This window comes from Paenilisteria riparia FSL S10-1204, from assembly GCF_000525995.1.
Classification (GTDB): Bacteria; Bacillota; Bacilli; order Lactobacillales; family Listeriaceae; genus Listeria_A; species Listeria_A riparia.
Genome location: NZ_AODL01000021.1, coordinates 1 through 25,567, shown reverse-complemented (window position 1 = coordinate 25,567; position 25,567 = coordinate 1). Strand labels below are relative to the sequence as shown.

Annotated in this window: 23 protein-coding genes, 1 other RNA gene, 2 pseudogenes and 1 riboswitch; of the genes and pseudogenes, 24 read left to right on the top strand and 2 right to left on the bottom strand. The window is 42.1% G+C overall.

Translation table 11 applies throughout. The annotated features are described in order from the left end of the window. Positions 1-2 precede the first annotated feature (2 nt). The 15 genes from mgsA (at position 3) to PRIP_RS10980 (ending at position 14,030) form a co-directional block, all read left to right on the top strand. The gene (gene mgsA, locus PRIP_RS11050) at positions 3-407 is read left to right on the top strand and encodes a methylglyoxal synthase (protein WP_036101220.1); all 405 of its coding nucleotides are present in this window, start codon (positions 3-5) and stop codon (positions 405-407) included. Between the two features lie 8 nt (positions 408-415). Further along, positions 416-1,591, top strand: a complete 1,176-nt coding sequence (locus tag PRIP_RS11045; RefSeq protein ID WP_036101219.1) for a CCA tRNA nucleotidyltransferase — start codon at positions 416-418, stop codon at positions 1,589-1,591. Then, on the top strand, positions 1,578-2,552 hold the full coding sequence (locus PRIP_RS11040) for a biotin--[acetyl-CoA-carboxylase] ligase (protein ID WP_036101218.1): 975 nt from the start codon (positions 1,578-1,580) through the stop codon (positions 2,550-2,552). Before PRIP_RS11045 ends, PRIP_RS11040 begins: the two co-directional genes overlap by 14 nt. Positions 2,553-2,738: 186 nt before the next feature. Further along, positions 2,739-3,263, top strand: coding sequence for a GNAT family N-acetyltransferase (locus tag PRIP_RS11035; RefSeq protein ID WP_036101217.1), 525 nt, complete (start codon positions 2,739-2,741; stop codon positions 3,261-3,263). A gap of 15 nt (positions 3,264-3,278) precedes the next feature. Then, positions 3,279-3,698 carry a thioredoxin family protein gene (locus PRIP_RS11030; RefSeq protein WP_036101216.1) on the top strand — a complete coding sequence of 140 codons (420 nt, stop codon included), beginning with the start codon at positions 3,279-3,281 and terminating at the stop codon, positions 3,696-3,698. Positions 3,699-3,908: 210 nt separating this feature from the next. Then, positions 3,909-4,742 (top strand): 3-methyl-2-oxobutanoate hydroxymethyltransferase, encoded by an 834-nt coding sequence (gene panB / locus PRIP_RS11025; RefSeq protein WP_036101215.1) that lies wholly within the window; start codon positions 3,909-3,911, stop codon positions 4,740-4,742. Between the two features lies 1 nt (position 4,743). Continuing rightward, entirely contained in the window at positions 4,744-5,616 is an 873-nt protein-coding gene (gene panC, locus PRIP_RS11020; RefSeq protein WP_036101214.1) for a pantoate--beta-alanine ligase, read from the top strand. Next, positions 5,591-5,974, top strand: a complete 384-nt coding sequence (gene panD / locus PRIP_RS11015) for an aspartate 1-decarboxylase (RefSeq protein WP_036101213.1) — start codon at positions 5,591-5,593, stop codon at positions 5,972-5,974. The genes panC and panD overlap by 26 nt, the downstream gene beginning before the upstream one ends. Positions 5,975-6,061: 87 nt before the next feature. Then, the gene (gene dinG, locus PRIP_RS11010) at positions 6,062-8,839 is read left to right on the top strand and encodes an ATP-dependent DNA helicase DinG (RefSeq protein ID WP_036101212.1); all 2,778 of its coding nucleotides are present in this window, start codon (positions 6,062-6,064) and stop codon (positions 8,837-8,839) included. An 86-nt stretch (positions 8,840-8,925) separates the two neighbouring features. Further along, positions 8,926-9,444 (top strand): cell wall elongation regulator TseB-like domain-containing protein, encoded by a 519-nt coding sequence (locus PRIP_RS11005; RefSeq protein WP_241434157.1) that lies wholly within the window; start codon positions 8,926-8,928, stop codon positions 9,442-9,444. A 27-nt stretch (positions 9,445-9,471) separates the two neighbouring features. Then, complete coding sequence (locus PRIP_RS11000) at positions 9,472-10,656, top strand: pyridoxal phosphate-dependent aminotransferase (RefSeq protein ID WP_036101210.1); 1,185 nt, start codon at positions 9,472-9,474, stop codon at positions 10,654-10,656. Positions 10,657-10,667: 11 nt separating this feature from the next. After that, the gene (asnS, locus tag PRIP_RS10995) at positions 10,668-11,960 is read left to right on the top strand and encodes an asparagine--tRNA ligase (RefSeq protein ID WP_036101209.1); all 1,293 of its coding nucleotides are present in this window, start codon (positions 10,668-10,670) and stop codon (positions 11,958-11,960) included. Between the two features lie 162 nt (positions 11,961-12,122). Continuing rightward, positions 12,123-12,848, top strand: coding sequence for a DnaD domain-containing protein (locus PRIP_RS10990; RefSeq protein WP_036101208.1), 726 nt, complete (start codon positions 12,123-12,125; stop codon positions 12,846-12,848). 4 nt (positions 12,849-12,852) lie between these two features. Next, positions 12,853-13,512 carry an endonuclease III gene (gene nth, locus PRIP_RS10985; protein WP_036101207.1) on the top strand — a complete coding sequence of 220 codons (660 nt, stop codon included), beginning with the start codon at positions 12,853-12,855 and terminating at the stop codon, positions 13,510-13,512. Positions 13,513-13,520: 8 nt separating this feature from the next. After that, positions 13,521-14,030 carry a YpoC family protein gene (locus PRIP_RS10980; protein ID WP_241434156.1) on the top strand — a complete coding sequence of 170 codons (510 nt, stop codon included), beginning with the start codon at positions 13,521-13,523 and terminating at the stop codon, positions 14,028-14,030. Positions 14,031-14,048: 18 nt separating this feature from the next. Here PRIP_RS10980 and PRIP_RS18120 read toward each other — a convergent pair. Together PRIP_RS18120 and recU are read right to left on the bottom strand one after the other, a co-directional pair. Further along, positions 14,049-16,681: pseudogene (locus PRIP_RS18120) on the bottom strand (transglycosylase domain-containing protein). Positions 16,682-16,717: 36 nt separating this feature from the next. Next, positions 16,718-17,320 carry a Holliday junction resolvase RecU gene (gene recU, locus PRIP_RS10970; RefSeq protein WP_036101206.1) on the bottom strand — a complete coding sequence of 201 codons (603 nt, stop codon included), beginning with the start codon at positions 17,318-17,320 and terminating at the stop codon, positions 16,718-16,720. 319 nt (positions 17,321-17,639) lie between these two features. On the opposite strand from recU, the gene PRIP_RS10965 reads away from it, so the two are divergent. The 9 genes and pseudogenes from PRIP_RS10965 to PRIP_RS10930 all read left to right on the top strand — a co-directional run bounded on the left by PRIP_RS10965 (position 17,640) and on the right by PRIP_RS10930 (position 25,372). Then, the gene (locus PRIP_RS10965; protein WP_036101205.1) at positions 17,640-17,990 is read left to right on the top strand and encodes a YppE family protein; all 351 of its coding nucleotides are present in this window, start codon (positions 17,640-17,642) and stop codon (positions 17,988-17,990) included. Next, entirely contained in the window at positions 17,987-18,535 is a 549-nt protein-coding gene (locus tag PRIP_RS10960; RefSeq protein WP_036101204.1) for an SLOG family protein, read from the top strand. The genes PRIP_RS10965 and PRIP_RS10960 overlap by 4 nt, the downstream gene beginning before the upstream one ends. Positions 18,536-18,671: 136 nt before the next feature. Next, positions 18,672-19,004 carry a cell division regulator GpsB gene (gene gpsB / locus PRIP_RS10955; protein ID WP_036085793.1) on the top strand — a complete coding sequence of 111 codons (333 nt, stop codon included), beginning with the start codon at positions 18,672-18,674 and terminating at the stop codon, positions 19,002-19,004. 22 nt (positions 19,005-19,026) lie between these two features. Further along, positions 19,027-19,411, top strand: an RNA gene (gene rnpB / locus PRIP_RS16785) — RNase P RNA component class B. 165 nt (positions 19,412-19,576) lie between these two features. Further along, positions 19,577-20,717: pseudogene (locus PRIP_RS10950) on the top strand (THUMP domain-containing class I SAM-dependent RNA methyltransferase). Positions 20,718-20,735: 18 nt separating this feature from the next. Continuing rightward, the gene (locus tag PRIP_RS10945) at positions 20,736-22,256 is read left to right on the top strand and encodes a carboxypeptidase M32 (protein ID WP_036101203.1); all 1,521 of its coding nucleotides are present in this window, start codon (positions 20,736-20,738) and stop codon (positions 22,254-22,256) included. A 67-nt stretch (positions 22,257-22,323) separates the two neighbouring features. After that, positions 22,324-22,425, top strand: a riboswitch (purine riboswitch). A gap of 114 nt (positions 22,426-22,539) precedes the next feature. After that, entirely contained in the window at positions 22,540-23,127 is a 588-nt protein-coding gene (locus tag PRIP_RS10940; RefSeq protein WP_036101202.1) for a xanthine phosphoribosyltransferase, read from the top strand. Beyond that, positions 23,124-24,428 (top strand): nucleobase:cation symporter-2 family protein, encoded by a 1,305-nt coding sequence (locus PRIP_RS10935; protein ID WP_036101201.1) that lies wholly within the window; start codon positions 23,124-23,126, stop codon positions 24,426-24,428. Before PRIP_RS10940 ends, PRIP_RS10935 begins: the two co-directional genes overlap by 4 nt. Before the next feature lie 68 nt (positions 24,429-24,496). Next, entirely contained in the window at positions 24,497-25,372 is an 876-nt protein-coding gene (locus PRIP_RS10930; RefSeq protein ID WP_036101200.1) for a 5'-3' exonuclease, read from the top strand. Positions 25,373-25,567 lie beyond the last annotated feature (195 nt).

The following is a 25,567-nucleotide window of genomic DNA, read 5'->3' as shown; positions in this document are numbered from 1 at the left end:
ACATGAACATTGCCTTAATCGCACACGATCGTAAAAAAGAATTAATGGTGGAGTTAACGCTTGCCTACAAACTTATTTTGGAGCCACATGCATTATTTGCAACAGGGACAACTGGAAAACGGATTATGGAAGCAACAGGTCTTTCAGTGCACCGTTTCCAGTCGGGTCCACTTGGCGGTGATCAGCAAATTGGTTCCCGCATTTCTGAAAATAAGATGGATTTAATTATTTTCTTACGCGATCCACTTGCAGCTCAGCCACATGAACCAGATGTGACGGCGCTAATTCGGTTATGCGATGTTTATGAAATCCCGTTAGCTACAAACATTGGGACAGCAGAAGTACTGTTACGTGGCTTACAGGAAGGCTTTTTAGATTGGCGCGATTTACGACGGAATGAGGAATAGGAGACATAATGAAAGAAATTTTTAGAAAGGCCGTGCCTGTTTTAGAAAAGCTAGAACAGGCGGGGTTTGAGGCTTATTTTGTAGGTGGCTCTGTTCGTGATGTGATTCTGGGACGTGATGTTGCAGACATTGATATTGCGACAAGCGCGTTTCCAGAAGAAGTGAAGCAAATATTTACGCGAACGTTTGATACAGGGATTGAACATGGAACGGTCTCGGTGCTAGAAGCGGGCGAAATATATGAAATTACAACGTTCCGAACCGAAGGCACCTACGCGGATTTCCGGCGTCCAGACGAAGTGACTTTTATTCGTTCTTTGGAAAAAGATTTGGAACGCCGTGACTTTACGATGAATGCGATTGCGATGGGGTTAGACGGTCATTTTATTGATCCGTTTGGTGGGCAAGAGGATATGAGGAAGCGACAAATACGCGCAGTCGGCAAACCATGGGAACGATTTAATGAAGATGCTTTGCGAATGATGCGAGGTGTTCGTTTTGTGAGTCAATTGCAATTTCAGTTAGAAGTAGATACATACGCGGCGATGCAGCAAAACCGTGCCTTATTAGAAAACATTGCAGTTGAGCGCATCGCTGTAGAATTGGTGAAATTAATGAAAGGCCAAGCGGTAAAAGAAGGATTGAAACTGCTAGCTGAATTGGATATGCTCCCTTTTTTACCAGGTTTTCAAGAGAAAGCGTCGGCCGTAGAAGCCTTGCAAAAATGGCATTTAGAGGATTTACAAGAGGAAACGGTGATTTGGTTTGTACTTGTTTTGGCGTTAGAACCAGAAAATATCACCTCTTTATTACGCGCGTGGAAGTTACCGAATAAATTAATACGCGATGTCACCAAAGCAATGGATAATGTGGAAAAAATAGAATGGAGCGACTACGAACTGTTCTCTACTGGGTTAGAAACGGTGCGGCTTATAGATTATGGTCAGTATGTGCGAACTGGAAAAAGCCAGTGGGAAGCTTTACGAGCACGTTTTTTGGCATTACCGATTCAGTCGCGAAATGATGTGCAAGCAAGTGGAAATGATGTGATGGCTTGGACAAGTAAGACAGGTGGTCCTTGGCTAAAGGAACTACTTGCGCGGTTAGACCAAGCCATTATCGAGGGCGACATTGCGAATAACCAGGAAGAAATTAAAGGGTGGGTGAAACATGTTATCAACTAATCGACGTCAGTTATTAGACGTTTTTCGTGCGGCAGATGGGCGCTTAGTTTCTGGGCAAGAGATTGCGGATGCTTTACATTGCAGTCGTACAGCTGTTTGGAAACACATGGAAGAACTGAAGAAAGTTGGTTTTGAGATTCAAGCGAAACGAGGAAGCGGATATGCGATTCAACCGACAGATGAGGGCTTCACGGAAGAAGTGCTTTATTTTCGTACGAAGACGAATTTTATTGGGAGACATTTGTCATTTCACGAAACAGTTGCTTCGACACAGCTTGTGGCACATCAACTCGTCGGTGAAGATGCAGCAGATGGAACGGTTGTTATTGCAGATGAACAAAAAGCTGGTAAAGGACGTCTTGCAAGGCCTTGGGATTCACAGCCTGGAACGGGGATTTGGATGAGTACTATTTTGCGTCCAGAAATTCCGATGCAACAAGTACCACAGTTCACGTTTATTGCTTCGCTTGCTATTGCTGAGGCTATCGAAAATGTAACGGGTCTAGTGCCTCAAATCAAGTGGCCGAACGACTTATACATTAATAAGCGTAAAGTATGCGGTGTTTTAACAGAGATGCAGGCAGAAGCTGACCAAGTCCGAGCGATTATCATCGGAACAGGTATCAATGTCAACCAGACCGAATTCCCAGAAGAACTCCGTGAAAAAGCGACCTCTCTTGCGATTCTGACAGGTGGGCTCGTTTCCAGAGGTACCATGTTTGGTGAAATCGCACAGCAATTAGAGAAATACTATCAGTTATTCTTAGAGCAAGGCTTTGCTCCAATTAAGTTATTATGGGAAGAACGCGCGATTCCATTTAATGAAACGATTGTTGCTAAAACATTGCGCGGCGAAGTTCGAGGAACGGTGAAAGGAATATCCGATGAAGGCATTTTAATTGTACAAGATGAGGCCGGGCAAGAACATAGTATTTTTTCAGCAGATATTTCGCTAGGCTAGTAATTTTCTTTTTTATAGCGAAAATGGTTACTGAAAAATATAAATTGATACTAAAAAAAAAACGATGGGCCACCAAATTGGATGAGACGGAGTGCGAAATACGATTTCAAAAAAATTTTCGGCTTTTTTCTTTTTATGGGGAGTCTAGTATACTAGATAAAACCGTTGAAAAAGGAGAGTTGGCAGATGGAGTTTAGATGGCTGGCACGTAAGGAATTGGAGAAATTAAAGCAAATCGATCGTAAAGAATTGGTGGAAGAAGTATACTATGTTCGCGATCAGGAACTACGTCTGGTAAGGGAATTTTATGATATTGATGGTTGGTTAGAAAGTGAATTAGGACTTTATTTGCAACGTTTGCAATCAGTTTTTGATGGGGAAGGTGTTATTATTGGTGCGTTTGATGATAATGTATTAGTTGGCATTGTCTCGTTAGAAGGCTATCTTATTCATGGTAAGACGATGAAGTTAGACATGCTTTATGTAAGTCATGGTTACCGGAAGCAAGGACTAGGAAGACGACTTGTCGATATTGCTTCACAGGAGGCGATGGAACTCGGGGCCAGCGAGTTATATATTTCAGCGACACCAGTTCGCAATACGGTTGATTTTTATATGCGATTAGGCGCGAATCTGGCGATACCTCCGGATGCCTATTTGTTTGAGTTAGAGCCATTAGATATTCATCTAATATTATCAATAGGAAAGTAAGGGGACTAGAAATATATGAAGAAGTACCTTTTGTTAGGCTTGATTAGTTTAATTCTTGTACTCACTGCATGCGGTGGGAGTAAAATGGAAGACAGTAAACAGTTAGATAAAATAACATTGGCGGAATTCCAAACAAAATTGGAAAATAAAGATAATGGCTTTGTGTATATTGGGAGGCCGACTTGCCCAGATTGCCAAGCGTTCCAACCAACACTAGATGCAGTGTTGAAGGATAAAGATATGCGCTTGGATTATTTTGATACTGACGCAGCACGAAAAGAAAAGGAAGAACAGACGAAACAATTTTTGCAAGACATGAAAGTGAAAACAGTCCCAGTGATTTTCTATATAGAAAATGGTAAAGAAGTTTCGCGTTATGACGGAAATGATGATGAGAAAGCACTTGCCGCCTGGTTTGATAGGTATAATAAATAAGAACAAGGCGCATGTTAGAGAGTAAAAGCATGCGTCTTTCGTATAATTATGCGGGTTAAACTGCTTTTTTAAAGCTATCTAAATGTGTTACTATAGCAGTGAGGAAAGCAACAATTGGCTGTATCCAGTAATGGAATGGTACATGCTTTCTTTAAAAAAATACGTTTGCTTTGATCCTATTTTGGACAGAGACAAAAGGAGTAGATAGCAATGAAGAAACCTGTGGATTTCGTACAAATGAAAGCGTCACAGGAGAAGATTACAATGGTTACAGCGTATGATTATCCATCAGCAAAAGGTGCACAAAAAGCTGGTATAGACATGATTCTAGTGGGTGACTCTTTAGGTATGGTTGTGCTTGGCTATGATTCCACGATTCCAGTGACAGTAGCGGATATGATTCATCATACGAAGGCGGTTCGACGTGGTGCCCCCAATACATTTATTGTGACGGATATGCCTTTTTTAAGCTACCATGGTTCTGTGGAAGAAACGGTTCGTCATGCGCGCGAAATCATTCAAGAAACGGGAGCTAATGCGTTGAAAGTGGAAGGTGCGGGCGATGTTTTTTCAAAGATTGCGCATTTGAGTGCTGGTGGTGTGGCAGTTATTGCACATCTCGGCTTGACGCCACAAGCGGTTGGATTGACAGGCAGTTATAAAGTCCAAGCAAAATCAGCGGACGCGGCAAAAGCTTTGCTAGAGAATGCGAAGGCCGCAGAACAAGCTGGGGCGATTGCACTTGTTTTAGAAGCGATTCCTCGCCAACTTGCAAAAGAAGTAAGTCAAGCTATTGGCATACCAACTATTGGTATCGGAGCGGGTGTGGATACGGATGGGCAAGTGCTTGTTTATCATGATATCGTGCAGTATGGGCCAGATCGTGTCGCGAAGTTTGTAAAAACATATGCCAATGCGGATGCGCTCATAGATGAAGCGTTAGTTGGTTTTGTTTCGGATGTGAAGGCGGGCGTTTTCCCTGCTTTGGAACATACCTTTACGATGAGTGATGAAGCATTGCAAGGCCTTTATGGGGGCGAATAACATGCAAATTATTAGAGAGCGTGAAGCGCTTTGTGATGCGATTGCTATGTTGAAAAAGGAACAGCGAACGATTGGTTTTGTGCCAACGATGGGTTATTTGCATGAAGGGCATTTTGCTTTGGTGGATGCGGCGAGACGTGAAAATGATGTGGTTGTTATGAGCATTTTTGTGAATCCGACGCAGTTTGGACCGAATGAGGATTTTGAAAGTTATCCGCGAGATGAGGCACGCGATATTCGTTTAGCACAGGAAAATGGTGTTTCGATTTTGTTTTTACCTGCTGTTCAAGAGATATATCCGGATGAATTAACGTCGGTGATTCAAGCGAAGAAACGCGTGTCTGTTTTAGACGGGGCAACGCGTGTGGGTCATTTTGACGGGGTGCTGACGGTGCTTGCGAAATTGTTTCATTTAGTGCAGCCAGACAAGGCGTATTTTGGTCAGAAGGACGCGCAACAAGTTGCTGTTGTGGAAGGTTTCGTGGCGGATTATTTTTTCCCAGTGAAGATTCGGGTTGTGCCTACAGTTAGAGAACAAGACGGGTTGGCGAAGAGTTCGCGCAATGTGTATTTGACGGAGCAAGAGCGTGCAGACGCGCCTATTATTCGGCAAGCGTTGTTAGCTGCACGTCAGCACATGCATCTTAAGGACAAGACGCGGATTTTGGAAAGTGTGCGCGAATTTGTGAATCAGAAAACATCTCATCAGGAAATCGTTTATTTGGATATGTTTGGATTTCCAAGCTTTGAGGAAATAGAAGATTGGAATGCGCCAGTTATTATTGCGATTTGTGTGCAGTACAGCAAGGCGCGGTTGATTGATAATGTAATTATAGGAGGTGAGCGAGATGTTGCGCACAATGATGAACGGTAAAATTCATCGGGCTACTGTGACAGAAGCAAACCTTCAATATGTTGGCAGTATCACGATTGATGAGGCAATTTTAGAGGCAGTGGACATGTTGTCAAATGAAAAAGTGCAGATTGTAAATAATAATAATGGTGCAAGATTGGAAACGTATATTATCCCTGGTGAGCGTGGGAGTGGCATCATTTGTTTGAACGGGGCAGCAGCACGTTTGACGCAAGTGGGCGATACCGTTATTATTATGTCTTACGGTGTGTTTACAGAGGAAGAAGCAGCTGTGCATGAGCCGAAGATTGTTGTATTAGACGAGGCGAATGGTATTGCGCAGTATTTGCCAAAAGAGGAAGCACAGACGACGCTTTGAAGGGGCTGTGATGAGAATAGGGCGGGAAAACACGTCCTATTCTCTGCTATTTAGTAAGAAACTGGCTGGTACGAGGGGGAAACAAGCATGAAGAATAAGCGTTATATTGTGGTAGATTTAGAAACGACTGGAAATCAGGCTGCAAAATCAGATAAAATTATTCAATTTTCAGCGTGTATTATTGAAAATGGTCAGATTGTGGATCAGTTTTCAACGTTTTTGAATCCGGAAAAACGCATTCCTCCTTTTATTAAAGAGTTGACGGGTATTTCGGATAAAGATGTAAAGGACGCCCCTTTGTTTGAAGACGTTTCCTCGATTATTCATTCCTTGATTGATGGGTCTATTTTTGTTGCGCACAATGTGAGTTTCGATTGGACATTTTTGCAAAAGGAAATGCGTGAGGCAGGGGAGCCACCGCTGCAGATGAAATTACTGGATACGGTGGAACTGGCGCGAATTATGTATCCGACGGTGGATAGTTATAAGTTGCAAGATTTGGCGGATGAGTTTGGTTTTGGGCATGATGCGCCACATCGGGCGGATAGTGATGCACGTGTGACGGCGGAATTGTTGCTGTTTTTCTTGGAGAAGATGGAGACGTTGCCACTTGCGGCGATTCGTAAATTAACAACGTTATCGCAACATTTGACGGGGTATTTAGCAGAGCTTTTTTTCGAAGTAGAGATGCGAAAGGAACAGGAATTGGCACCGCTTGATGAGAAATGGCTGGAGTATCGAGGATTAGTAGTTTGTAAGAAGGATGTGCAGCATGCAATTTATAGTCGTGCGGATGACCTTGTTTTTCCAGCGACGAATGAGGAGAAGGCTGCGTTATTTGCAAAAAACCATTCGAAATTGATGCCAAGAACGGGTCAATTTTTAATGATGGATAAAGTAATGGAGGCTTGGCAAGAGGAACAGAAGACATTGATTGAGGCTGGGACTGGAATTGGTAAGACTCTGGGCTATTTTTTACCGGCGCTTTATTTTGCGAAAGAACGGCAAATGCCGATTGTTGTGAGTACATATACGAACCTTTTGCAGTCGCAGATGTTTTTGAAGGATATCCCATTACTTGAAAAAATAGCGGGATTCGACGTGCAGGCTGTTGTTTTAAAGGGTCGTGATCATTATATTAATTTATTTAAGTTTGAACAGTTGTTGCATGAAGTAGATAAGACATATGATGTGGTATTGACGAAGATGCAACTCTTGGTATGGTTGACGGAGACGATGACCGGAGATATTGATGAGGTCAATTTGTCCAGTGGTGGTCAATTGTTTTGGAATCGGATGAAGCATACTGGCTGGTTTTTATCGCCTCAGAAAGATCCGTGGTTAAAGCATGATTTTTATTTATTTAATCAAAAACAGGCGGAAGTTGCAGATTTGATTATTGTGAATCATGCATTGTTATTGCAAGATCATTTTTCTAGTCGTCATATATTGCCTTCGTATGATTATGTCGTTATTGATGAGGCGCATCATTTTACAGATGCGGCAAGGACGCAACAGAGTTTTATTTTTTCTTATCGGCGCATGAAATTCTTTATGAATCGTTTTGGTACGCTTGATAAGGATGGGTTGTTGAACCAGTTGGCGCAGCGGTTTCCAGAGCATTACCATCTATTTGATGCGGATTTGGCGATTGTGAAATTAGAAGTGGCATTAGAAGAACTATTTATGCAACTAGCGCAGAAGCTTACGCAATCAGCGAAAAATTCAACGGAATTAATTTTGGTGGAGAATGTAATTGATGAGAAGCTTGATAAAGCACTATTTTATGCAGGGGAGAAAGTGCTCTTGCTCATGCGTGAAGTGAGTGCGGCGATTGATTCTGTTTTGGTTCGCGGAAAACAAGAGGCGGAGGCTGCAAGTGAGTCTGATGTTGCTTTCCTAGAAGAGGTGTACGCTTTTGGTATGGACTGGAAGCACGCGGAGAAACAGTTGACGATGATGCTTTATGATAAAGAAGAAGCGATGTTGCTTTATATTGAATCAGATCGAAATCGAGCGCTTGGAAGTATTCGATTACGCGCGAATATTATTCAGGTAAACCATACGCTACAAAAATCGTTTTTCCAAGCTAAAAAAGGGGTTGTGCTAACCTCGGCAACACTTACCGTAGATGATTCTTTTGACTATATTCAAAAGGAGTTAGGGTTGGATAATGACGTAGTGAAGGTGCAGATTAAGTCTCCGTTCGACTATGAGGCGAATGCTCGGGTATTGATACCTTCTGATATGCAGCCTGTGAAAGGAACGCCAGTGGAAGATTATACGGGCCAATTAGCATCCTATTTAAGCGCAATTGCCAAAGAAACGTCAGGTCGCATGCTCGTGCTCTTTACCGCTAATGATATGTTGTTAAAAACGTATCGGAAAATGTCTCAAGATAACTCAATTGAAGAGTTTCGTATTTTAGCGCAAGGCGTATCATCAGGAAGCACAGCGCGATTAACGAAACAATTTATGGCGCTTGATAAGGCGATTTTGCTAGGAACGATGAGTTTCTGGGAAGGTATTGATATTCCTGGTGATGATTTGTCATGCTTGGTGATTGTCCGCTTGCCGTTTGCACCATTAGAAGATCCGTACACAAAAGCTCAAATTGCTTTGCGTAAAAAAATGGGACAAAATGCGTTCCAACATTACTCGCTCCCAGAAGCTGTATTGCGCTTTAAACAAGGATTTGGCCGCCTGATTCGTCGGGAAGCGGACCGAGGAATTGTGTTTGTATTTGATAATCGTGTAGATACGACCAATTTTGGGAAAGCGTTCTTGCATTCGATTCCAACAGTGCCGATTATAAAAGCGACGGAGACAGAATTATTAGAGGAAGTAAAGAAATTTTTTGAATAAATATGATTTTCGCTTCAAATATGAGGCTTGTATTGCTATAATAAGTCTATGCCACAATGGCGAACACAGCGTAAAAGCTAAGAGAAATGAGAGTAGATATGTTGCGAAAACGTAATAGAGGAAGTTACTGGAAATGGATTTGGCTCAGTATTGGTGTATTGTTTTTGCTAATTGCAGGTATTTTTACCTTCTTTTATAGTGCGCAGAAGCCTGTTCGTGCGGATGAAGCAACGGCGCTAGAGAGAATCGATGGCAAAGTGGATTTGAAACAGCAGGACGATTTTTATTTGTACAATGGAGCGAATGGTGTGTATTATGTGCTTACTGGAAAGAATAGTAAAGGCAAGAACATTATCGTTTGGGTACCAAAAAGCAAGAAAGACACGGTTGTTGTCAAGTATGCGTCGGATGGTATTTCCAAAAATGAAGCCATTGCCAAAGTGAAGCAAGAGAAAAATCCTGCGAAGTTGTTAAATGTGACGCTTGGTATGGATAAAGGGGTACCGATTTGGGAGATTTCCTACTTGGATAGTTCGGGCAGTCTGAATTATTATGATGTGGATTTCGAGACTGGCGAATGGTATCGTGCAATTGAGAATTTATAGATTTTAACAAATCAGGAGGGAAAGCCCATGGATCTACCGCTATCAAAACGCGTCCAAAAAATAGCTGCATCGCCAACGCTTGCGATTACAGCGAAAGCAAGAGAGATGAAACAGTCTGGAATTGATGTCATTGGTCTAGGCGCCGGGGAACCAGATTTTAATACGCCACAAAATATCATTGATGCTGCTGTGGATTCGATGAATAAAGGCTATACGAAATATACGGCAACAACTGGTATACCAGAACTAAAGCAAGCCATTATTGATAAATTAAAACAAGATCAGTTTTTGACGTATCAACCGAGTCAAATTTTTGTTGGAACAGGTGCAAAATATGTGCTTTATTGTGCTTTTCAGGCGATTTTAAATCCTGGGGATGAAGTCATTGTGCCTGTACCATATTGGGTCACGTATCCAGAGCAAATTAAGCTTGCTGGTGGGAAGCCTATTTTTGTTGAGACTGGTTTCGATGCGGATTTCAAAATAACAGCGGCTAATTTTGAGCAAGCAGTGACGCCTAAAACGCGTGCAATTGTGCTTAATTCACCAAATAATCCAACGGGAATGACGTACTCGAAAGCGGAACTCCAAGCGATTGGTGAAGTAGCTGAGAAACATGGAATTTATATTATCTCCGATGAAATTTATGAGAAGCTGTATTATGGCGATAAGAGCGACCTCGTGTCAATTGCGTCTTTGAGTGACGCGTTATATGAATTAACCATTGTCATTAATGGCGTTTCAAAGGCATACGCGATGACTGGATGGCGTATTGGCTATGCGGCAGCGGCAGAACCAATTATTGCAGTCATGGGACGACTTGCCGATCATTTGACAAGTAATCCCACAGCGAATGCGCAATATGCAGCCGTGGAAGCATACAATGGCAATCAAACTGTCCCAGAAAGTATGTACAAAGCATTTGAAGAGCGGATGGAGCGCTTTTATCCGATTTTGGAATCAATTCCTGGTTTTAAACCGAAGAAACCGAGCGGTGCGTTCTACTTTTTTATTGATGTTTCAGAGGCAGTAAGATTAAAGGGTTTTGAGAGTGCGGATGTTTTGGCTGATAAATTATTAAACGATGCGTTTGTAGCAGTTGTTCCAGGCTCAGGGTTCGGCATGCCAGACTATATTCGAATTTCCTATGCGACAGATCCCGCACTATTTGAACAAGCGTTGAACCGAATGAAAGATTTTATGAAAAATTAGGGAGTGTAAATATGCAAATTACGATTAATCAAGCAGCAAATTATGTAGATAAAGAAGTGAAAATCGGTGGTTGGCTTAGCAATAAACGTTCTAGCGGTAAAATCGCATTTTTACAATTACGTGATGGGACTGGATTCATGCAAGGGGTTGTTGTGAAAGAAGATGTTGGAGAAGACATTTTCCAAATCGCAAAAAGCACGTCGCAAGAAACAAGTTTATATGTGACTGGTGTTATTCATGAAGATACGCGTTCACCGTTTGGTTATGAGATGGCTGTGACTGGTATTGAAGTGATTAGCGAAGCGATTGATTATCCTATTACGCCAAAAGAACACGGAACTGAGTTCTTGATGGACCATCGTCATTTATGGTTGCGTTCGAATCGTCAACACGCGATAATGAAAATCAGAAATGAAATTATTCGTGCGACATACGAATTTTTTAACCAAGAAGGTTTCTTGAAAATTGATCCACCGATCTTGACAGGAAGTGCGCCGGAAGGGACCACAGAACTATTCCACACGAAGTATTTTGATGAAGATGCTTTCTTATCGCAAAGTGGTCAGTTGTACATGGAAGCTGCGGCAATGGCATTTGGTAAGGTTTTCTCATTTGGACCAACTTTCCGTGCGGAGAAATCAAAAACACGCCGTCATTTAATTGAGTTTTGGATGATTGAACCAGAAATGGCATTTTATAAATTAGAGGATAGCTTGAAGGTACAAGAGAATTATGTGGCATTTTTAGTAGCAGCTGTGCTTACGAACTGTCGCTTGGAATTGGATCGTTTAGGTCGCGATGTGTCGCATTTAGAGAAAATGGTTGCGCCATTCCCGCGTATTACGTATACAGAGGCGATTGACTTGCTGAAGAAATTAGGATTCGATGACATTGAATGGGGCGATGATTTTGGTGCGCCACATGAAACGGCGATTGCAGATAATTTTGAGAAACCAGTATTTATTACGCATTATCCAAAGGCTATAAAACCGTTTTATATGCCAGAAGATCCGAATAACAGTGAAGTAGTATTATGTGCGGATTTGATTGCACCAGAAGGCTACGGCGAAATTATTGGTGGTTCTGAGCGTATTCATGAATTAGCGATTTTAGAAGCGCGTATGAAAGAATTTGATTTGGATTTAGAAGCGTACAGCTGGTACTTAGATTTAGCACGCTATGGGTCTGTTCCCCATTCTGGATTTGGACTTGGCTTAGAACGTACGGTTGCTTGGATTTCTGGCACAGAACATGTTCGCGAAACCATTCCATTCCCACGTTTGTTGAATCGTTTATATCCATAATACACGAAGGAGAGAATTCGGTGTCACAGGATGCCAATTCTCTTTTTTTTATGCGACAAAAGAGATGCATCTTCGCTAAAATAATAAAAAGCCTCTCAAAAAAGTTTTTTCAGCACGATTGTGGTGTTTTTCGTGGTATAATTTTTAGTGAGGTGTTTCATGATGGATAATAAAATAATGCAAAAATGGTTAGAGGCGGGATATGTAACGCTGCCGCACGTATTGGTCGAAAATTATGCGAAACTTGGCATGGACGAACAAGAGCTTGTTGTTGTCTTGCAGTTACAATCCTTTTTGGAAAAGCGAATTTATTTTCCGTCGATGGAAGAAATTTCTGAACGAATGACATTGTCTACCGAACAGACTTTTCGAGTCATTCAAGCGCTTGTTACAAAACGGCTGATTGCGATTAAGCAACAAGATGGCACGGCGCAAGTGCTCGCAGAAAGCTACACTTTAGAACCACTTTGGGAAAAGTTGTTGCTTCTTTTCGAAAATATGCATGAAGAAAAACGAGTTGAGTCGCAACAGCATGTACAAATTAGTTTGTATTCGCAGTTTGAGCAAGAATTTGGTCGTCCTCTATCACCAATGGAGGCTGAGATGTTGTCGGCTTGGATCGACCAAGATCGAAATAATCCGGACTTAATTCGAGAGGCATTAAAAGAAGCGGTGATTTCGCAGAAGTTAAGTTTTCGCTATATTGACCGGATTTTACTTAACTGGAACCGCCAAAATGTTAAGACCGCGGAACAAGCCCGCGCTGCATCCGTAGCTTTCCATGAGCAAATAGGAAACCCAAATGCGGATAAAACAACGGGAATTCGGGTAAAGAAAAGTGAAAACTCGATTCCACTTTATGATTGGCTAGATAAAAGAAAAGGGTGAAGGAATGCTAACAAATAAACAAACCGTGATGTGCATCGAGACCATGGCAGAGATGTTTCCTGCTGCCCACTGTGAACTCGAGCATAAGAATACTTTTGAATTATTAGTAGCTGTGGTACTTTCAGCGCAATGTACCGATGTTTTGGTCAACCGGGTAACAACGTCTCTTTTTGAGAAATACCACGAACCGGAAGACTATATCCAGGTCCCAATTGAAGAATTAGAAAACGATATTCGCTCTATTGGGTTGTACCGTAATAAAGCGAAGAATATTCAAGCTTTATCACGTAAAATTCGAGATGAGTTTGGAGGGGAGGTGCCACAGACGCATGCTGCATTAGAAAGTTTACCTGGCGTTGGTCGAAAAACTGCAAATGTGGTGCTTTCTGTTGGTTTTGGTGTACCAGCGATTGCTGTTGATACGCATGTTGAGCGTGTGTCTAAACGTTTAGGTATTTGTCGTTGGAAAGATTCTGTGACAGAAGTTGAAAACACGTTGATGCATAAACTTCCAGAAGATATGTGGTCCGATGCCCATCATTATTTGATTTTCTTTGGACGCTACCATTGCAAGGCGAAGAAGCCGGAATGTGCCACTTGTCCATTATTATACCTTTGTCGTGAAGGTAAAAAACAAGCGAAAGCGAGAGGGTTTGATGGCTGATTTTCAGTATGCGAAAGAATTGGAGCACCCGTTTTTTTAAATCGCCTCATGTGGCGACGTATGAGCTCGATGAGGATTCGATTTTTGTAAGTGGCTTGCCATTTTGGCAGGAACAACTTTTTTATACGCGAGGTCGAGGAGAGATGCCTTGGCATACAGATCCTGCGCGTGCTTGTCAAAGAATGGCGAAACAGTGGAAGAATATCGCGCAAGAATTAGATGCTTCATTTAAGTTGCGTGAGACACCTGATATGGCAATTATTCGAGATGGAATAGGGATTTACCTGTCTATGCTGTTTTGGAGCAATAGAAGGCCTGTGCAGCTGGATAACTTAGAGGAGCATATGAAAACGTTAGAAGTTATTCCGATGAATCTCGAAGAACGGCTGATGTTTGTGATGGGACGTCCCGACGGTTATCCTGCGTTTAAACAATTAAATGAGCTTGTGAAAGAACAGAGAAAACTCGTTTTAAAAACGACATATTTAAAAGAAGGATCATTACCCACGATTATGTGAGCGCTGATCCTTCTTTTTTTATGGATTTGTTGTTGGATTGTTAGTGCTGTTATTTTGTGAACCGCCCGTATCGCTGGCTGGCGGTGTTGTTGGCTGGTCGTTACTAGGCTGTGTTTGCTCTGCCGGGATAGTTACGGTTGTTGATGCTGGTGAACCACGTTTTCCATCTTTGACTGGAATGACTGTGATGACAACGGTCGAACCTGGTGAGCCGCCACCTATGTTAATAGATGTTGTGGCATAGTTCTGCGTTTGTCCGTTGACGCTGACATCATAGGTGACACCTGCGCCATTGGATGCCCAGCTTGCCGAGATGGTCTTCGTTGCTGCATTATAGGATGCGTTTAGTCCGCCTGGAGTTTGGAGTGATGCTTTATCGGCTTCTTCTTGTGCTTTCTTGGCAGCATCTTCTGCATCTTTCTTCGCTTTTTCTTTATCCGCGGCTTCCTGTTCTTTCTTCGCTTTTTCTTCAGCTGCTTTCTTCTCTGCATCCGTTTGTGTGTCTTTGTCTTTTTCGTTATCTGTGTCTTTCTCTGTTATCAGGCTCTTTTTTCTCTGCTGCAGATGTTCTTGATGGTACGGTACCGTCTAGGAAAAGTTCATATGATATATTCGGACCACTAGCTCCGGATGCTGCACGTATAATTGGGTTGGAACCAGTAATAATCGGGATTTCGTTCACGTTACTTGGTTTCTTAAAGTCAGGATTTTTCTCGCCTGCAACGAGGTGTCCCATCATTGCTTTAAACATGTAAGCAGCAATGCGTGTTTCGCTAGGCGATAAATAATTCTTGTTCGGCTCGTCATAACCAGTCCATATAGAAACGGTATAGCGAGGAGAATATCCGACAAACCATGAGTCTGGTGTGCCATCACTTGGAATGCCATTTTTGATACGCACGGATTCATCATAATTGGTTGTACCAGTTTTGGCAGCAATGTTCCAACCTGGGATGTCGGCACGTGTACCAGTTCCTTGTGTTAGGACATCTTTTAGCATGTCGCTAATCATATAGGCTGTAGAAGCTTTCATTGCTACGACAGATTCTGGCTCCATATTTACTTCCGTCTTACCGTCTGAAAGAACTATTTTCGTTACGGTATGTGGTTGATTATATACGCCACCATTACCGAATGCACCGTATGCGCCGGCCATTTGGATAGGGGAAGCTTCACCACTTCCGATTACTGTAGATTCATACACTTCTTTGTAGTTCAAACCAAGGTTATTGGCAAAATCACGAGCACGGTCATAGCCGACTTCCTTGGAAGCTTTAACAGCTGGAATGTTTCGCGATAAATAAAGTGCGCGACGCATAGAAATCTCGCCTAAATAACCAGAGTCATAGTTACGAAGTTCCTGTCCGCCAGCATATTGATATGGCGCGTCGTCTAAAATATGAGCGGTTGACCAGTCCAAGTATTCAATAGCAGGTGCATATCCTAAAATTGGTTTCATTGTAGAACCAGGCTGGCGCTTAATGTCAGTTGCTCGATTTAAGCCACGTGATACTTTCTTTGATTCTGCTGTTTCGCGACCGCCACCAAGTGCTTGTACTCGTCCTGTTGTTGTATCCATCACGACAACACCAGCTTGGAATTTCTTGTCTGGGTAATTGATGACATCGCTTGTGTTCAACATTTTTTTCTGTGTATTTTTGTGCATCCGGGTCAAGCGCTGTGTAGATTGTTAAGCCGTCTGTAAATGGATTATATTTGTCGCCAATTTCGTCAATCACTTGATCGACATACGTGTCGTACGCATACGTTTTTTGTTTGCGTGTAGCTTCGTCAACAAGTCCATCTGTAATTGGAAGTGCTTGTGCTGCTTCCATGTCGGATTTAGAAATTTTATCGTTGTTGTACATTAATTTCAAAACGATATCGCGACGATTTTTTGCTAAGTCTGGGTGTGTGAACGGGTTGAAACGATTTGGACTTTGTGGCATACCGGCAATTAAAGCAGTTTGCGCTAGGTTCAAATCTTTTAGTTTCTTGCCATAATAATGCTCGGCGGCAGTCTCCATACCATGAACGCCGTCGGATAAATAAACTTTATTGATGTAGATTTCTAGTAATTCTTGTTTACTATATTTTTGTTCGAGTTGAATGGCCATCCAAGCTTCTTGGGCTTTACGACTCAATGTTTTATTTGTGTAATCTAGGTAAGACATTTTAATGATTTGCTGTGTTAATGTACTTGCGCCTTGTGAACCGAAACCACCTGTAATATTACCTGCTGCGGCGCTTACTAGGCGAATTGGGTCCATACCATCATGTTCATAAAAACGTGAGTCTTCCGTTGATAGTACGGCGTTTTCTAGTTGTTTTGGGATATCTTTATACTCAATATATTCCCGGCGTTCTTTACCGATTTCTGCGTAAACATCTCCATTTTTATCTAAAATCTTAGATGATAGAGGGTCACGTAGTTTGGCATCTGTCAGCTTTGGCGCTTCTTTTGCGTAGGTATAAAACATGGTTGCGCCACCAGCAACTCCAGCAAATGCGACAAAAAGGGCCGTGAAAAATACCACTTTAAAAACATTTCCAGTGATACGACGTCCTTTTCCAGTTGTTTTTTTAGTCTCAGGTTGATTATTTGCTTTGTTATTGTGGTACTGAGATCTTGTCTGCGGTTTATCTGCCATAGAAAATTTCTCTCCTTTAATGTGGGGGTTCGACTGTTAGAAATAATGCTTCTTGATAATGCTTAAGTAGTCTAGCCTCGGATTTAGACCATAAGGAATTTGGTCTGAAACTTCTCGTATTTCCTGTAGTGTTATAGACTTTCTTCCACCATCAAGCATCCGTTGCCAAAATGGTTGGAAATGTTCCAATCTGGTGAAGTAAACCTCGCTAAGTCTATGAAAGGATATGATAACAAAGACAATGCCACCTTGTTCTCGTACGTCCTCCATATGCGTTAGCTGGTGCTGATGAAAATTATTGAGAGGAAAAGAGCTCGTATTTTTAGTCTCTTTCGCTTCAAAATCGATATACTTTCCATTGTATACACCGTTATAGTCTGTGGTAGATGGTGTTTTGAAGTATGCTTCTTTAATTTTGGCACTACTTCTTTTAGGGTAGTCTACACCGACAATCTGCACGGGGGTAGGTTTTTTATGGATGACCGCAAGCTTGTTTGCGAGATAATACGCATTCGTGTCGTTGAGATCTTGCTCTAGTGACATTCCACGTTTCCCATAAGAAACCGATTTATTTTGTGCAGTAGATGTGGAGGGCGTATTTGGCTGATACTTCTTTCCGTTTGGATAACGTATTGCCATATTATTTCACCCTTTCAATCATTCAGATAGCACAACTAGTCACTCTTCATTTTTTGGACTAACACCTATTATAACAAATAAAAACAAAATTGGTAGGGGAAATCTGCCTAGGTTAATTTTCAAATATAGTATGACTAGCTGAAAACGTAAGAGGGAACGTACTTTCGGATTACATTTTGTCTGATACAAAAAAACAAATTTTTTTCATAGATAACATATTCATGGTATTTTTTAATCATATTTTAATGCGAAAAATAGTCGTTTATCATAAAATATGATATGCTGATTTTAATTTATTATGTAGAAGGAATTGATTTTTATGAGTGAAATTAAGGAAGTGACAAAGCGATTGTTGCAGCACAATGAGGCGATTTGGGAACTTTATTTGGCGAACCAAAAAGAGCAGCAAGCGTTTGATTTTTATAAAGATATGAAGCCGTTTGTGGATGCGGTGAAAGAAACGTGTGATGCATGGCTATTGCTCGTGATTCCATGGGTGCGTAAGGATCGCCCGACTTATATTGGAGAAGCGCAGTTGCTACAGGTGACAGATAATATTCAGATGATTGCGGTCAGTGCGTTCAATGGGAAGTCGTTTTACAAGCATTTTAGTGATCATTATCAGTCGGTGGAGTATACGTTAAAACGAGTATTGGAGAAGGCGCCATGAAGTCGATTTTTGTGTCGGGATATAAAAATTTCGAGTTGGGTATTTTTAAGCGGGATGCGCAGGAAGTTGGCTTTATTAAAGAGGCGTTGCGGAGACGGCTCATCGGGCTTGTCGAGGATGGTTTGGAATGGGTCATTATTTCGGGGCAAATGGGCGTGGAACTCTGGGCGGCAGAAGTGGTCGCGGAACTAAAAGCGGAGGAATATGCGCTGAAATTGGCGATTTTGACACCGTTTTTGAATCAGGAGAGCAATTGGAATGATGCGAATAAGCTTTGGTACAATGAGGTTGTCGCAAAAGCGGACTATATGGCGGCTGTGACGAAGCGGGAGTACGAGAATCCGAGCCAGTTTCAATTGAAAGACCAGTTCGTACTGGATAATACTGATGGAGCTTTACTTGTATATGACACGGAGCGTGAAGGGGCACCGAAGTTTTTTTATGAAAAAGCGACGCATTACGCGGAAAATGCGGATTATCCGATTTTACTCGTTGATTTCTATGAATTACAAGAGGTTGTCGAGTCATTAAATCAGGATTTTTAGTGACTTTTTTGTGAAGTCGGGGATTATAAATTGACAAATGCGGTGAACTTTGAAAAAATGGAGGTATGTAACTGAAAGATTACATCATAGGATTGATGTAACATATTGCATAGACTAAATATAGAGGTGAAACCGAATGGCTTCTGAACAATTTGAATATAATTTGACAGGTAAAGAAATTTTAGAAAAAGAATTTAAAAGTGGGCTTCGTGGCTATCATCCAGAAGAAGTAGACGAATTTCTCGATAAGGTAATTAATGACTACAGCACGTTCTCACAAGAAATTGAAGCATTGCAACAAGAAAATATCCGTTTGCGTGCAGAACTAGAAGATGCGCCTAAAGCAGTTGTAGCACCGAGCTTGCAACAGAGCACACAACCTGCGGGCACAACGAATTTCGATATTCTAAAACGCTTAAGCAATTTAGAAAAACACGTTTTCGGAAATAAGCTAGACGACAACCAATAAACATGATAGAATAGTTTAGATAGTGCTTGGGTAATTGCTGTTTTCCCTATGAAAACAGAGGAAAGTCCATGCTCGCACGGTGCTGAAATGCCCGTAGTGATCGTGCCTAGCCAAACAATAAGCTAGGGCACTCCGGGTTATCCGGTTTGACGGCAGGTGACGCGCCTAAGTCTTAGGATATGGCGTTCGAACCTTGAAAGTGCCACAGTGACGAAGTTCCATCAGAAATGGTGGAAGTGGAACGAGGTAAACCCCACGAGCGAGAAACCCAAATGTTGGTAGGGGCACTTTTCCCGAGGAATAACAACGAGGGACGAGGTATGTAGCTTAACCGCTATATGCAGATAGATGATTGCCACTTTTGTGTGATCCTGTAATCACAGAAGTACAGAACATGGCTTACAGAGCACTATTATCAGGATGAATTTAAAAAAGTGAGGGCTGTTTCAAGGTCGGACGTATGCGTGTTTCTTGCTAAAGAGATACCATAACTTAGTGCACATTGTGTGGCTAGGAGCGTGTGCCTTTGGAGCGGCTCTTTTTTTAGATATTAATTAGCGAGGATGGGAAGTATGAGGGAATTTCAGTTAGTAGCAACAGCGGCAGCAGGGCTGGAGGCTATCGTAGCAAAAGAAGTGCGCCGACTTGGCTATGAGTGTGAAGTGGATAATGGAAAGGTGTATTTTAAGGGAGATGAATTAGCGATTGCCCGTACGAACTTGTGGCTTCGCGTGGCAGACCGTGTCAAAATTGTCGTGGGTCGTTTTAAAGCCACTACGTTTGATGAGTTATTTGAAAAAACGAAGGCGTTACCGTGGGAAGATTTATTGCCATTAGATGCGAATTTTCCGGTGGCGGGAAAATCTGTGAAGTCGACGCTATTTAGTGTGCCGAATTGCCAAGCGATTACAAAAAAGGCGATTGTTAGTCGTTTAAGCGAGAAGTATCGCAGGCAAGGACGGTTGATGGAGTCAGGAGCACTTTTTAAATTAGAAGTGTCGCTTTTGAAAGATGAGGTAACAATTACGCTAGATACAAGTGGGGCTGGATTACATAAACGTGGGTATCGTGTTGGACAAGGTGGTGCGCCATTGAAAGAAACGATGGCCGCAGCGCTTGTTTTACTTACGAGTTGGCATCCGGATCGTCCTTTTTATGACCCGGTGTGTGGCTCTGGGACGATTCCGATTGAGGCAGCGCTTATTGGTCGGAATATTGCGCCTGGATTGCGCCGGAATTTCGTTTGTGAAACGTGGGATTGGATGCTTGCGGATGTGTGGGAAAAAGCGCGTCAAGAAGCAGAGGAAGCAGCGAATTACAATCAACCGCTAGATATTTTAGGAACAGATATTGATCATCGAATGATTGAAATCTCCAAGCAAAATGCGTTTGAGGCGGGTCTGGAAGATGTGATTGAATTCAAGCAAATGCAAGTCGTCGATTTTACGACCGAAAAAGAAGTACGGTGTGATTGTTGCGAATCCGCCATATGGTGAGCGTTTGGAGGATGAGGAGTCTGTGCGTGAGCTGTACCGCGAGATGCGTTCGGTGTATCGTAATATGCCTACTTGGTCGGTGTATGTTCTGACGAGCTATGAAATGTTTGAAGAAGTTTATGCAAAGCGGGCAACGAAGAAGCGCAAGCTCTACAATGGTTATTTGCGAACGGATTTATACCAGTATTGGGGGCCAAGGCCACCACGTAGGGATTAAAGGAAGCGGGGAATCGGAATGTCAGAAAGTAACCAAAAGCTAGAACAAGAATTTTTAGAGTATGTGAAAAAAATTAGTGCGTTTGAAGAAGCGCTTAGTCTTGTGTATTGGGACTTGCGGACTGGCGCGCCTGAAAAAGGAACCACGCAACGCTCGGAAGTGATTGGAACGCTTAGTGGTGAGATTTTCAAAATGAAAGTTTCCGAAGAGATGGCAGCATTTATTGCGGGACTTTGGCTGGAAAAGGACGGTTTGTCTGATGTGACGCGTCGTTCGCTAGAAGAATGCAAGAAAGAATACGATTTGAATAAAAAAATTCCAGCGGCGGAATATGAAGCGTATACGAAGTTGGTTGCACAGGCAGAAAATGTTTGGACAACAGCACGTGCGACGAATGATTATGCGCTGTTTGAGCCTTATTTGGAGAAAATCATTGCTAGTAAGCGGCAGTTTATAGAATATTGGGGCTACAAAGAAAATCCCTATGACACGTTGCTCGATCAGTATGAGCCAGGTATGACAGTGGCGATTTTGGACGATGTATTTGCGAAACTGCGCGAATCGATTTTAGTTTTGCGTCAACGGGTGGAAGCTGCGAAGCATCAGCCAGATCCAACATTACTTCATAAACGTGTGTCCAAGGAACATCAGAAAGCATTTAGTATGCGAATTTTGGCGAAAATGGGCTTTGATTTTGCGGCTGGTCGTTTAGATGATACAGTGCATCCGTTTGCAACGGGGTTAAATACTGGAGATGTGCGTATTACGACACGATACGATGAGGACAATTTCAAAATGGCGGTCTTTGGCATTATTCACGAAGGTGGTCACGCGATTTACGAACAAAATATTAGTCCAAAATTGATTGGAACTCCGCTTTCTAATGGTGCTTCGATGGGGATTCATGAGTCGCAATCGCTGTTTTATGAAATTATATTAGGATCAAGTTTTGCGTTTTGGCAAAGCAATTATAAAGATTTTCAAGAGATTACGGCGCCTGCATTTGACGATGTTTCGGTAGAGGAATTTTATCGCGCGGTGAATATTTCGGAAAGTTCACTGATTCGGATTGAGGCGGATACATTGACCTACCCGCTACACATTATGATTCGCTATGAGTTAGAAAAAGCGATTATGAATGGCGAAATTGGCGTGGCAGATCTGCGTGATGCTTGGAATGACAAATATGAAGCTTATTTGGGTGTTCGACCTGGAAACGACGCGGATGGAATTTTGCAAGATATTCATTGGTCTGGTGGCGACTTTGGTTATTTTCCATCGTACGCGCTTGGCTATATGTACGCGGCGCAACTATTTGCAACCATGTCTAAAGAAATTCCGAACGTCTCTGAAATCTTGGCGAGCGATGATTATACAGTGATTCGCGAATGGTTGACGAAAAATGTCCATCAATTTGGGATGCTGAAAAAACCGCTAGCGATTTTGCAAGATACGACGGGCGAAGGCTTAAATCCAGAGTATTTAATTCAGCTACTGAACGACCGCTACGACTTCATTTACAAATTAAATGAGGTGTGATGGCGGTTTCATGAAAAAAGATGGTTGACCTAGCAATTGTTCAAAGATATAATGATGAAATAACAAACATGATAAGACGCAATTCACTTGTATATACGCTGTGATATGGACAGCAAGTTTCTACCCAGTTGCCGTAAATAACTGGACTATGAGTGAGAGTAACGTTGTATAGTTTAGGTGGCGAAATTTGCCGCCTTTTTACGTCTACTTCTCATTAATTAGTATGAGCGGTGGGCGTTTTTTAGCTTCCACGCTCTTAAATCGAGAGAGGGGTCACAAAACTGTGAAATTATTGGAAGAACACATTAGAAAACATGGTACTGTCTTACCTGGGAATGTTTTGAAAGTCGATACTTTTTTGAATCATCAAATTGATCCAGTGTTAATGCAAGCCGTTGGAAATGAATTTGCGGATCGTTTTAAAGAGGTTGGTATTACGAAAATTGTGACGATTGAGTCCTCCGGCATTGCGCCAGCCGTTTTTGCGGGATTAGCACTCGATGTTCCGGTCGTCTTTGCACGTAAGAAAAAATCGTTGACGCTTACGGATAATTTGTATACGAGTAGCGTGTATTCTTTTACAAAACAAGAAGCAAACGATATTTCCGTGTCGAAAAATTTCTTGGCGAGCACGGATACCATCTTGCTTATTGATGATTTCTTAGCAAATGGTCAGGCGGTGCTTGGATTATTGGAAATTGCAGAACAAGCTGGTGCGGAAGTTGCTGGGATTGGAATTGTTATCGAAAAATCATTCCAACAAGGGCGAGCGCTGCTAGAAAAAACGGGATTCCCGATTTATTCATTGGCGCGCATTGCTTCTTTAGATAACGAACAGATTCGTTTTGTAGAGGAGGAAGTAGTGCAATGATTGGGAAAGGAAGAATTGCTGCGCTAGGTTTTCAACACGTGCTTGCGATGTATGCAGGGGCTGTGATAGTACCGCTTTTGATTGGTGGTGCGCTTGGTTTTACGAGTGAGCAAATGACGTATTTAGTATCAATCGACATTTTCATGTGCGGGATTGCGACGTTATTGCAGTTAACGATGAATCGCTTTTTCGGAATTGGATTACCGGTAGTTCTTGGGTGCGCGGTTCAGGCGATTGCGCCGATTATTTTAATCGGTGAACAGTATGGGATTGGTGCGATTTATGGCTCGATTATTGTATCGGGACTGTTTGTTTTGTTAGTTGCGCCTTTTTTCTCGATGGTTGTGCGCTTTTTTCCACCTGTTGTGACGGGGTCGGTGGTGACGATTATTGGTTTAACGTTGATTCCTGTGGCAATTAATAATTTGGCTGGTGGTCAAGGAGCGGCTGATTTTGGTTCGCTTTATAATCTTGGGCTTGGATTTGGGACGCTGTTCGTGATTATTTTAGTGTACAGGTTCGGTCGCGGATTTAGTAAGGCGATTGCGGTTTTGATCGGACTTATCGTGGGATCGGTTTTTGCGGCGATTTATCGTGGGATTTCTGTGCAGCCAGTTGTGGAGGCACCGCTATTTCATCTACCAACGCCGTTTTATTTTGGAATGCCGACATTTAACTGGGCGGCAATTGTGACGATGATTCTGATTGCACTTGTGAGTATGGTCGAGTCAACGGGCGTGTATTTTGCGCTTTCGGATATTACAAATCGCAAGTTAGAAAAATCCGATTTGACAAAAGGCTATCGTGCAGAAGGTTTGGCGATTATTTTAGGCGGGGTTTTCAATACGTTCCCATACACCGCGTATTCGCAAAATGTGGGGTTGATTCAGCTTTCAGGAATTAAGACGAGAAAAGTGATTTACGTCACGGCAGGAATTCTGATTGTGCTCGGCTTACTGCCAAAAGTGGGTGCAGTGACAACGATTATTCCAACGCCAGTGCTTGGTGGAGCAATGGTTGCAATGTTCGGCATGGTTGTAGCGCAAGGCATTAAGATGCTTGGCAAAGTGAATTTTACATCACAGGAAAACTTGTTGATTATTGCTTGTTCGGTAGGCGTGGGACTTGGTGTGACGGTAGTTCCTGATCTGTTTAAAGTATTGCCTGATTTTGTGCAGTTGTTTACGAGTAACGGGATTGTGGCAGGAAGTGTGACGGCGATTGTGTTGAATATCATTTTTAACATCATTCCGCATCGCAAAGAAAAAGAAGTGACAGAGGAAATGAGCGCCGAGTTATAAGCATTCGTTTGTCGTGGATTTCTATGGTACAATAATGCTAAATGGCTAGAAATCTAGGGGGAACAAAGATGGAAAACAAAAAAGGTAATTTACTTGTCGTGGACGGCATGGCGTTATTATTTCGCGCTTTTTTTGCGACGGCAGTTTCAAAGCAATTCATGGTGAATCAACATGGTGTACCGACGAACGGCGTGCAAGGCTTTATGAAGCACCTTTTTACAGCGATTGGGCAAAATGATCCGTCGCATACGTTGATTTGTTGGGATATGGGTTCAAAGACATTCCGCAATGAGTTGTACAGCGGGTACAAAGCTGAGCGTAAAGCGCCACCTGAGGAACTGATTCCACAATTTGATTTAGCAAAAGAAGTCGCCGAGGCGTTTGGCTTTGTCAACATAGGTGTGCCTGGCTTTGAAGCGGATGATTGCATTGGAACTGTAACAGTACAAATGGTTGGAACCGGCATTGATACGACAGTTTTGAGCGGAGATAAAGATTTATTGCAGCTTGTTTCGCCAACCAATGAGGTATGGATTTTGCAAAAGGGATATGGGAATTATAAGCAATATAATGAGGCTGTTTTTGCAGAAGAATGGGGCATTACACCACGGCAATTCGTTGATGTGAAAGCATTGATGGGCGATACGAGCGATGGTTATCCTGGCGTTCGAGGAATCGGTGAGAAAACAGCACTGAAATTAATTCAAGAGTATGAAACGATTGACGGTATCTTGGCAAATATTGATCAGTTGAAACCAGGGCAACAAACGAAGATTAAAGAAGACTTGGAGATGCTGCGCCTTTCTAAACAGTTGGCAGAAATCCATACGAATGTTCCGCTTGTTTTTGATATGGAGCGATGCCTTTATAACGGGCTTGTGCCAGAAGCGGCAGAGATTGTAAATCAATACGGCTTAAAAACATTGCGCCGAGATATCTTATAGTAAAAACATACTAAAATGAGTAGGTAGAGCCATATCCATGGTCTTGCCTACTCATTTTAGTATGTTTTATGTGAAATGATAAATGTATAAAAAAAACGATAATATACAAAAAAGAGGCTTAAATTAGTTTTTAAATTTATAAAAAACCATTTGACATTATAAATATACAAGTTTATAATAAGTTTTATCATTTAA

Excerpts from the sequence above, each read along its gene's own strand:
- mgsA (WP_036101220.1), top strand. The coding sequence starts at position 3 with ATGAACATTGCCTTAATCGCACACGATCGTAAAAAAGAATTAATGGTG.
- PRIP_RS11045 (WP_036101219.1), top strand. The coding sequence starts at position 416 with ATGAAAGAAATTTTTAGAAAGGCCGTGCCTGTTTTAGAAAAGCTAGAA.
- PRIP_RS11040 (WP_036101218.1), top strand. The coding sequence starts at position 1,578 with ATGTTATCAACTAATCGACGTCAGTTATTAGACGTTTTTCGTGCGGCA.
- PRIP_RS11035 (WP_036101217.1), top strand. The coding sequence starts at position 2,739 with ATGGAGTTTAGATGGCTGGCACGTAAGGAATTGGAGAAATTAAAGCAA.
- PRIP_RS11030 (WP_036101216.1), top strand. The coding sequence starts at position 3,279 with ATGAAGAAGTACCTTTTGTTAGGCTTGATTAGTTTAATTCTTGTACTC.
- panB (WP_036101215.1), top strand. The coding sequence starts at position 3,909 with ATGAAGAAACCTGTGGATTTCGTACAAATGAAAGCGTCACAGGAGAAG.
- panC (WP_036101214.1), top strand. The coding sequence starts at position 4,744 with ATGCAAATTATTAGAGAGCGTGAAGCGCTTTGTGATGCGATTGCTATG.
- panD (WP_036101213.1), top strand. The coding sequence starts at position 5,591 with ATGTTGCGCACAATGATGAACGGTAAAATTCATCGGGCTACTGTGACA.
- dinG (WP_036101212.1), top strand. The coding sequence starts at position 6,062 with ATGAAGAATAAGCGTTATATTGTGGTAGATTTAGAAACGACTGGAAAT.
- PRIP_RS11005 (WP_241434157.1), top strand. The coding sequence starts at position 8,926 with ATGAGAGTAGATATGTTGCGAAAACGTAATAGAGGAAGTTACTGGAAA.
- PRIP_RS11000 (WP_036101210.1), top strand. The coding sequence starts at position 9,472 with ATGGATCTACCGCTATCAAAACGCGTCCAAAAAATAGCTGCATCGCCA.
- asnS (WP_036101209.1), top strand. The coding sequence starts at position 10,668 with ATGCAAATTACGATTAATCAAGCAGCAAATTATGTAGATAAAGAAGTG.
- PRIP_RS10990 (WP_036101208.1), top strand. The coding sequence starts at position 12,123 with ATGGATAATAAAATAATGCAAAAATGGTTAGAGGCGGGATATGTAACG.
- nth (WP_036101207.1), top strand. The coding sequence starts at position 12,853 with ATGCTAACAAATAAACAAACCGTGATGTGCATCGAGACCATGGCAGAG.
- PRIP_RS10980 (WP_241434156.1), top strand. The coding sequence starts at position 13,521 with ATGCGAAAGAATTGGAGCACCCGTTTTTTTAAATCGCCTCATGTGGCG.
- recU (WP_036101206.1), bottom strand. The coding sequence starts at position 17,320 with ATGGCAATACGTTATCCAAACGGAAAGAAGTATCAGCCAAATACGCCC.
- PRIP_RS10965 (WP_036101205.1), top strand. The coding sequence starts at position 17,640 with ATGAGTGAAATTAAGGAAGTGACAAAGCGATTGTTGCAGCACAATGAG.
- PRIP_RS10960 (WP_036101204.1), top strand. The coding sequence starts at position 17,987 with ATGAAGTCGATTTTTGTGTCGGGATATAAAAATTTCGAGTTGGGTATT.
- gpsB (WP_036085793.1), top strand. The coding sequence starts at position 18,672 with ATGGCTTCTGAACAATTTGAATATAATTTGACAGGTAAAGAAATTTTA.
- PRIP_RS10945 (WP_036101203.1), top strand. The coding sequence starts at position 20,736 with ATGTCAGAAAGTAACCAAAAGCTAGAACAAGAATTTTTAGAGTATGTG.
- PRIP_RS10935 (WP_036101201.1), top strand. The coding sequence starts at position 23,124 with ATGATTGGGAAAGGAAGAATTGCTGCGCTAGGTTTTCAACACGTGCTT.
- PRIP_RS10930 (WP_036101200.1), top strand. The coding sequence starts at position 24,497 with ATGGAAAACAAAAAAGGTAATTTACTTGTCGTGGACGGCATGGCGTTA.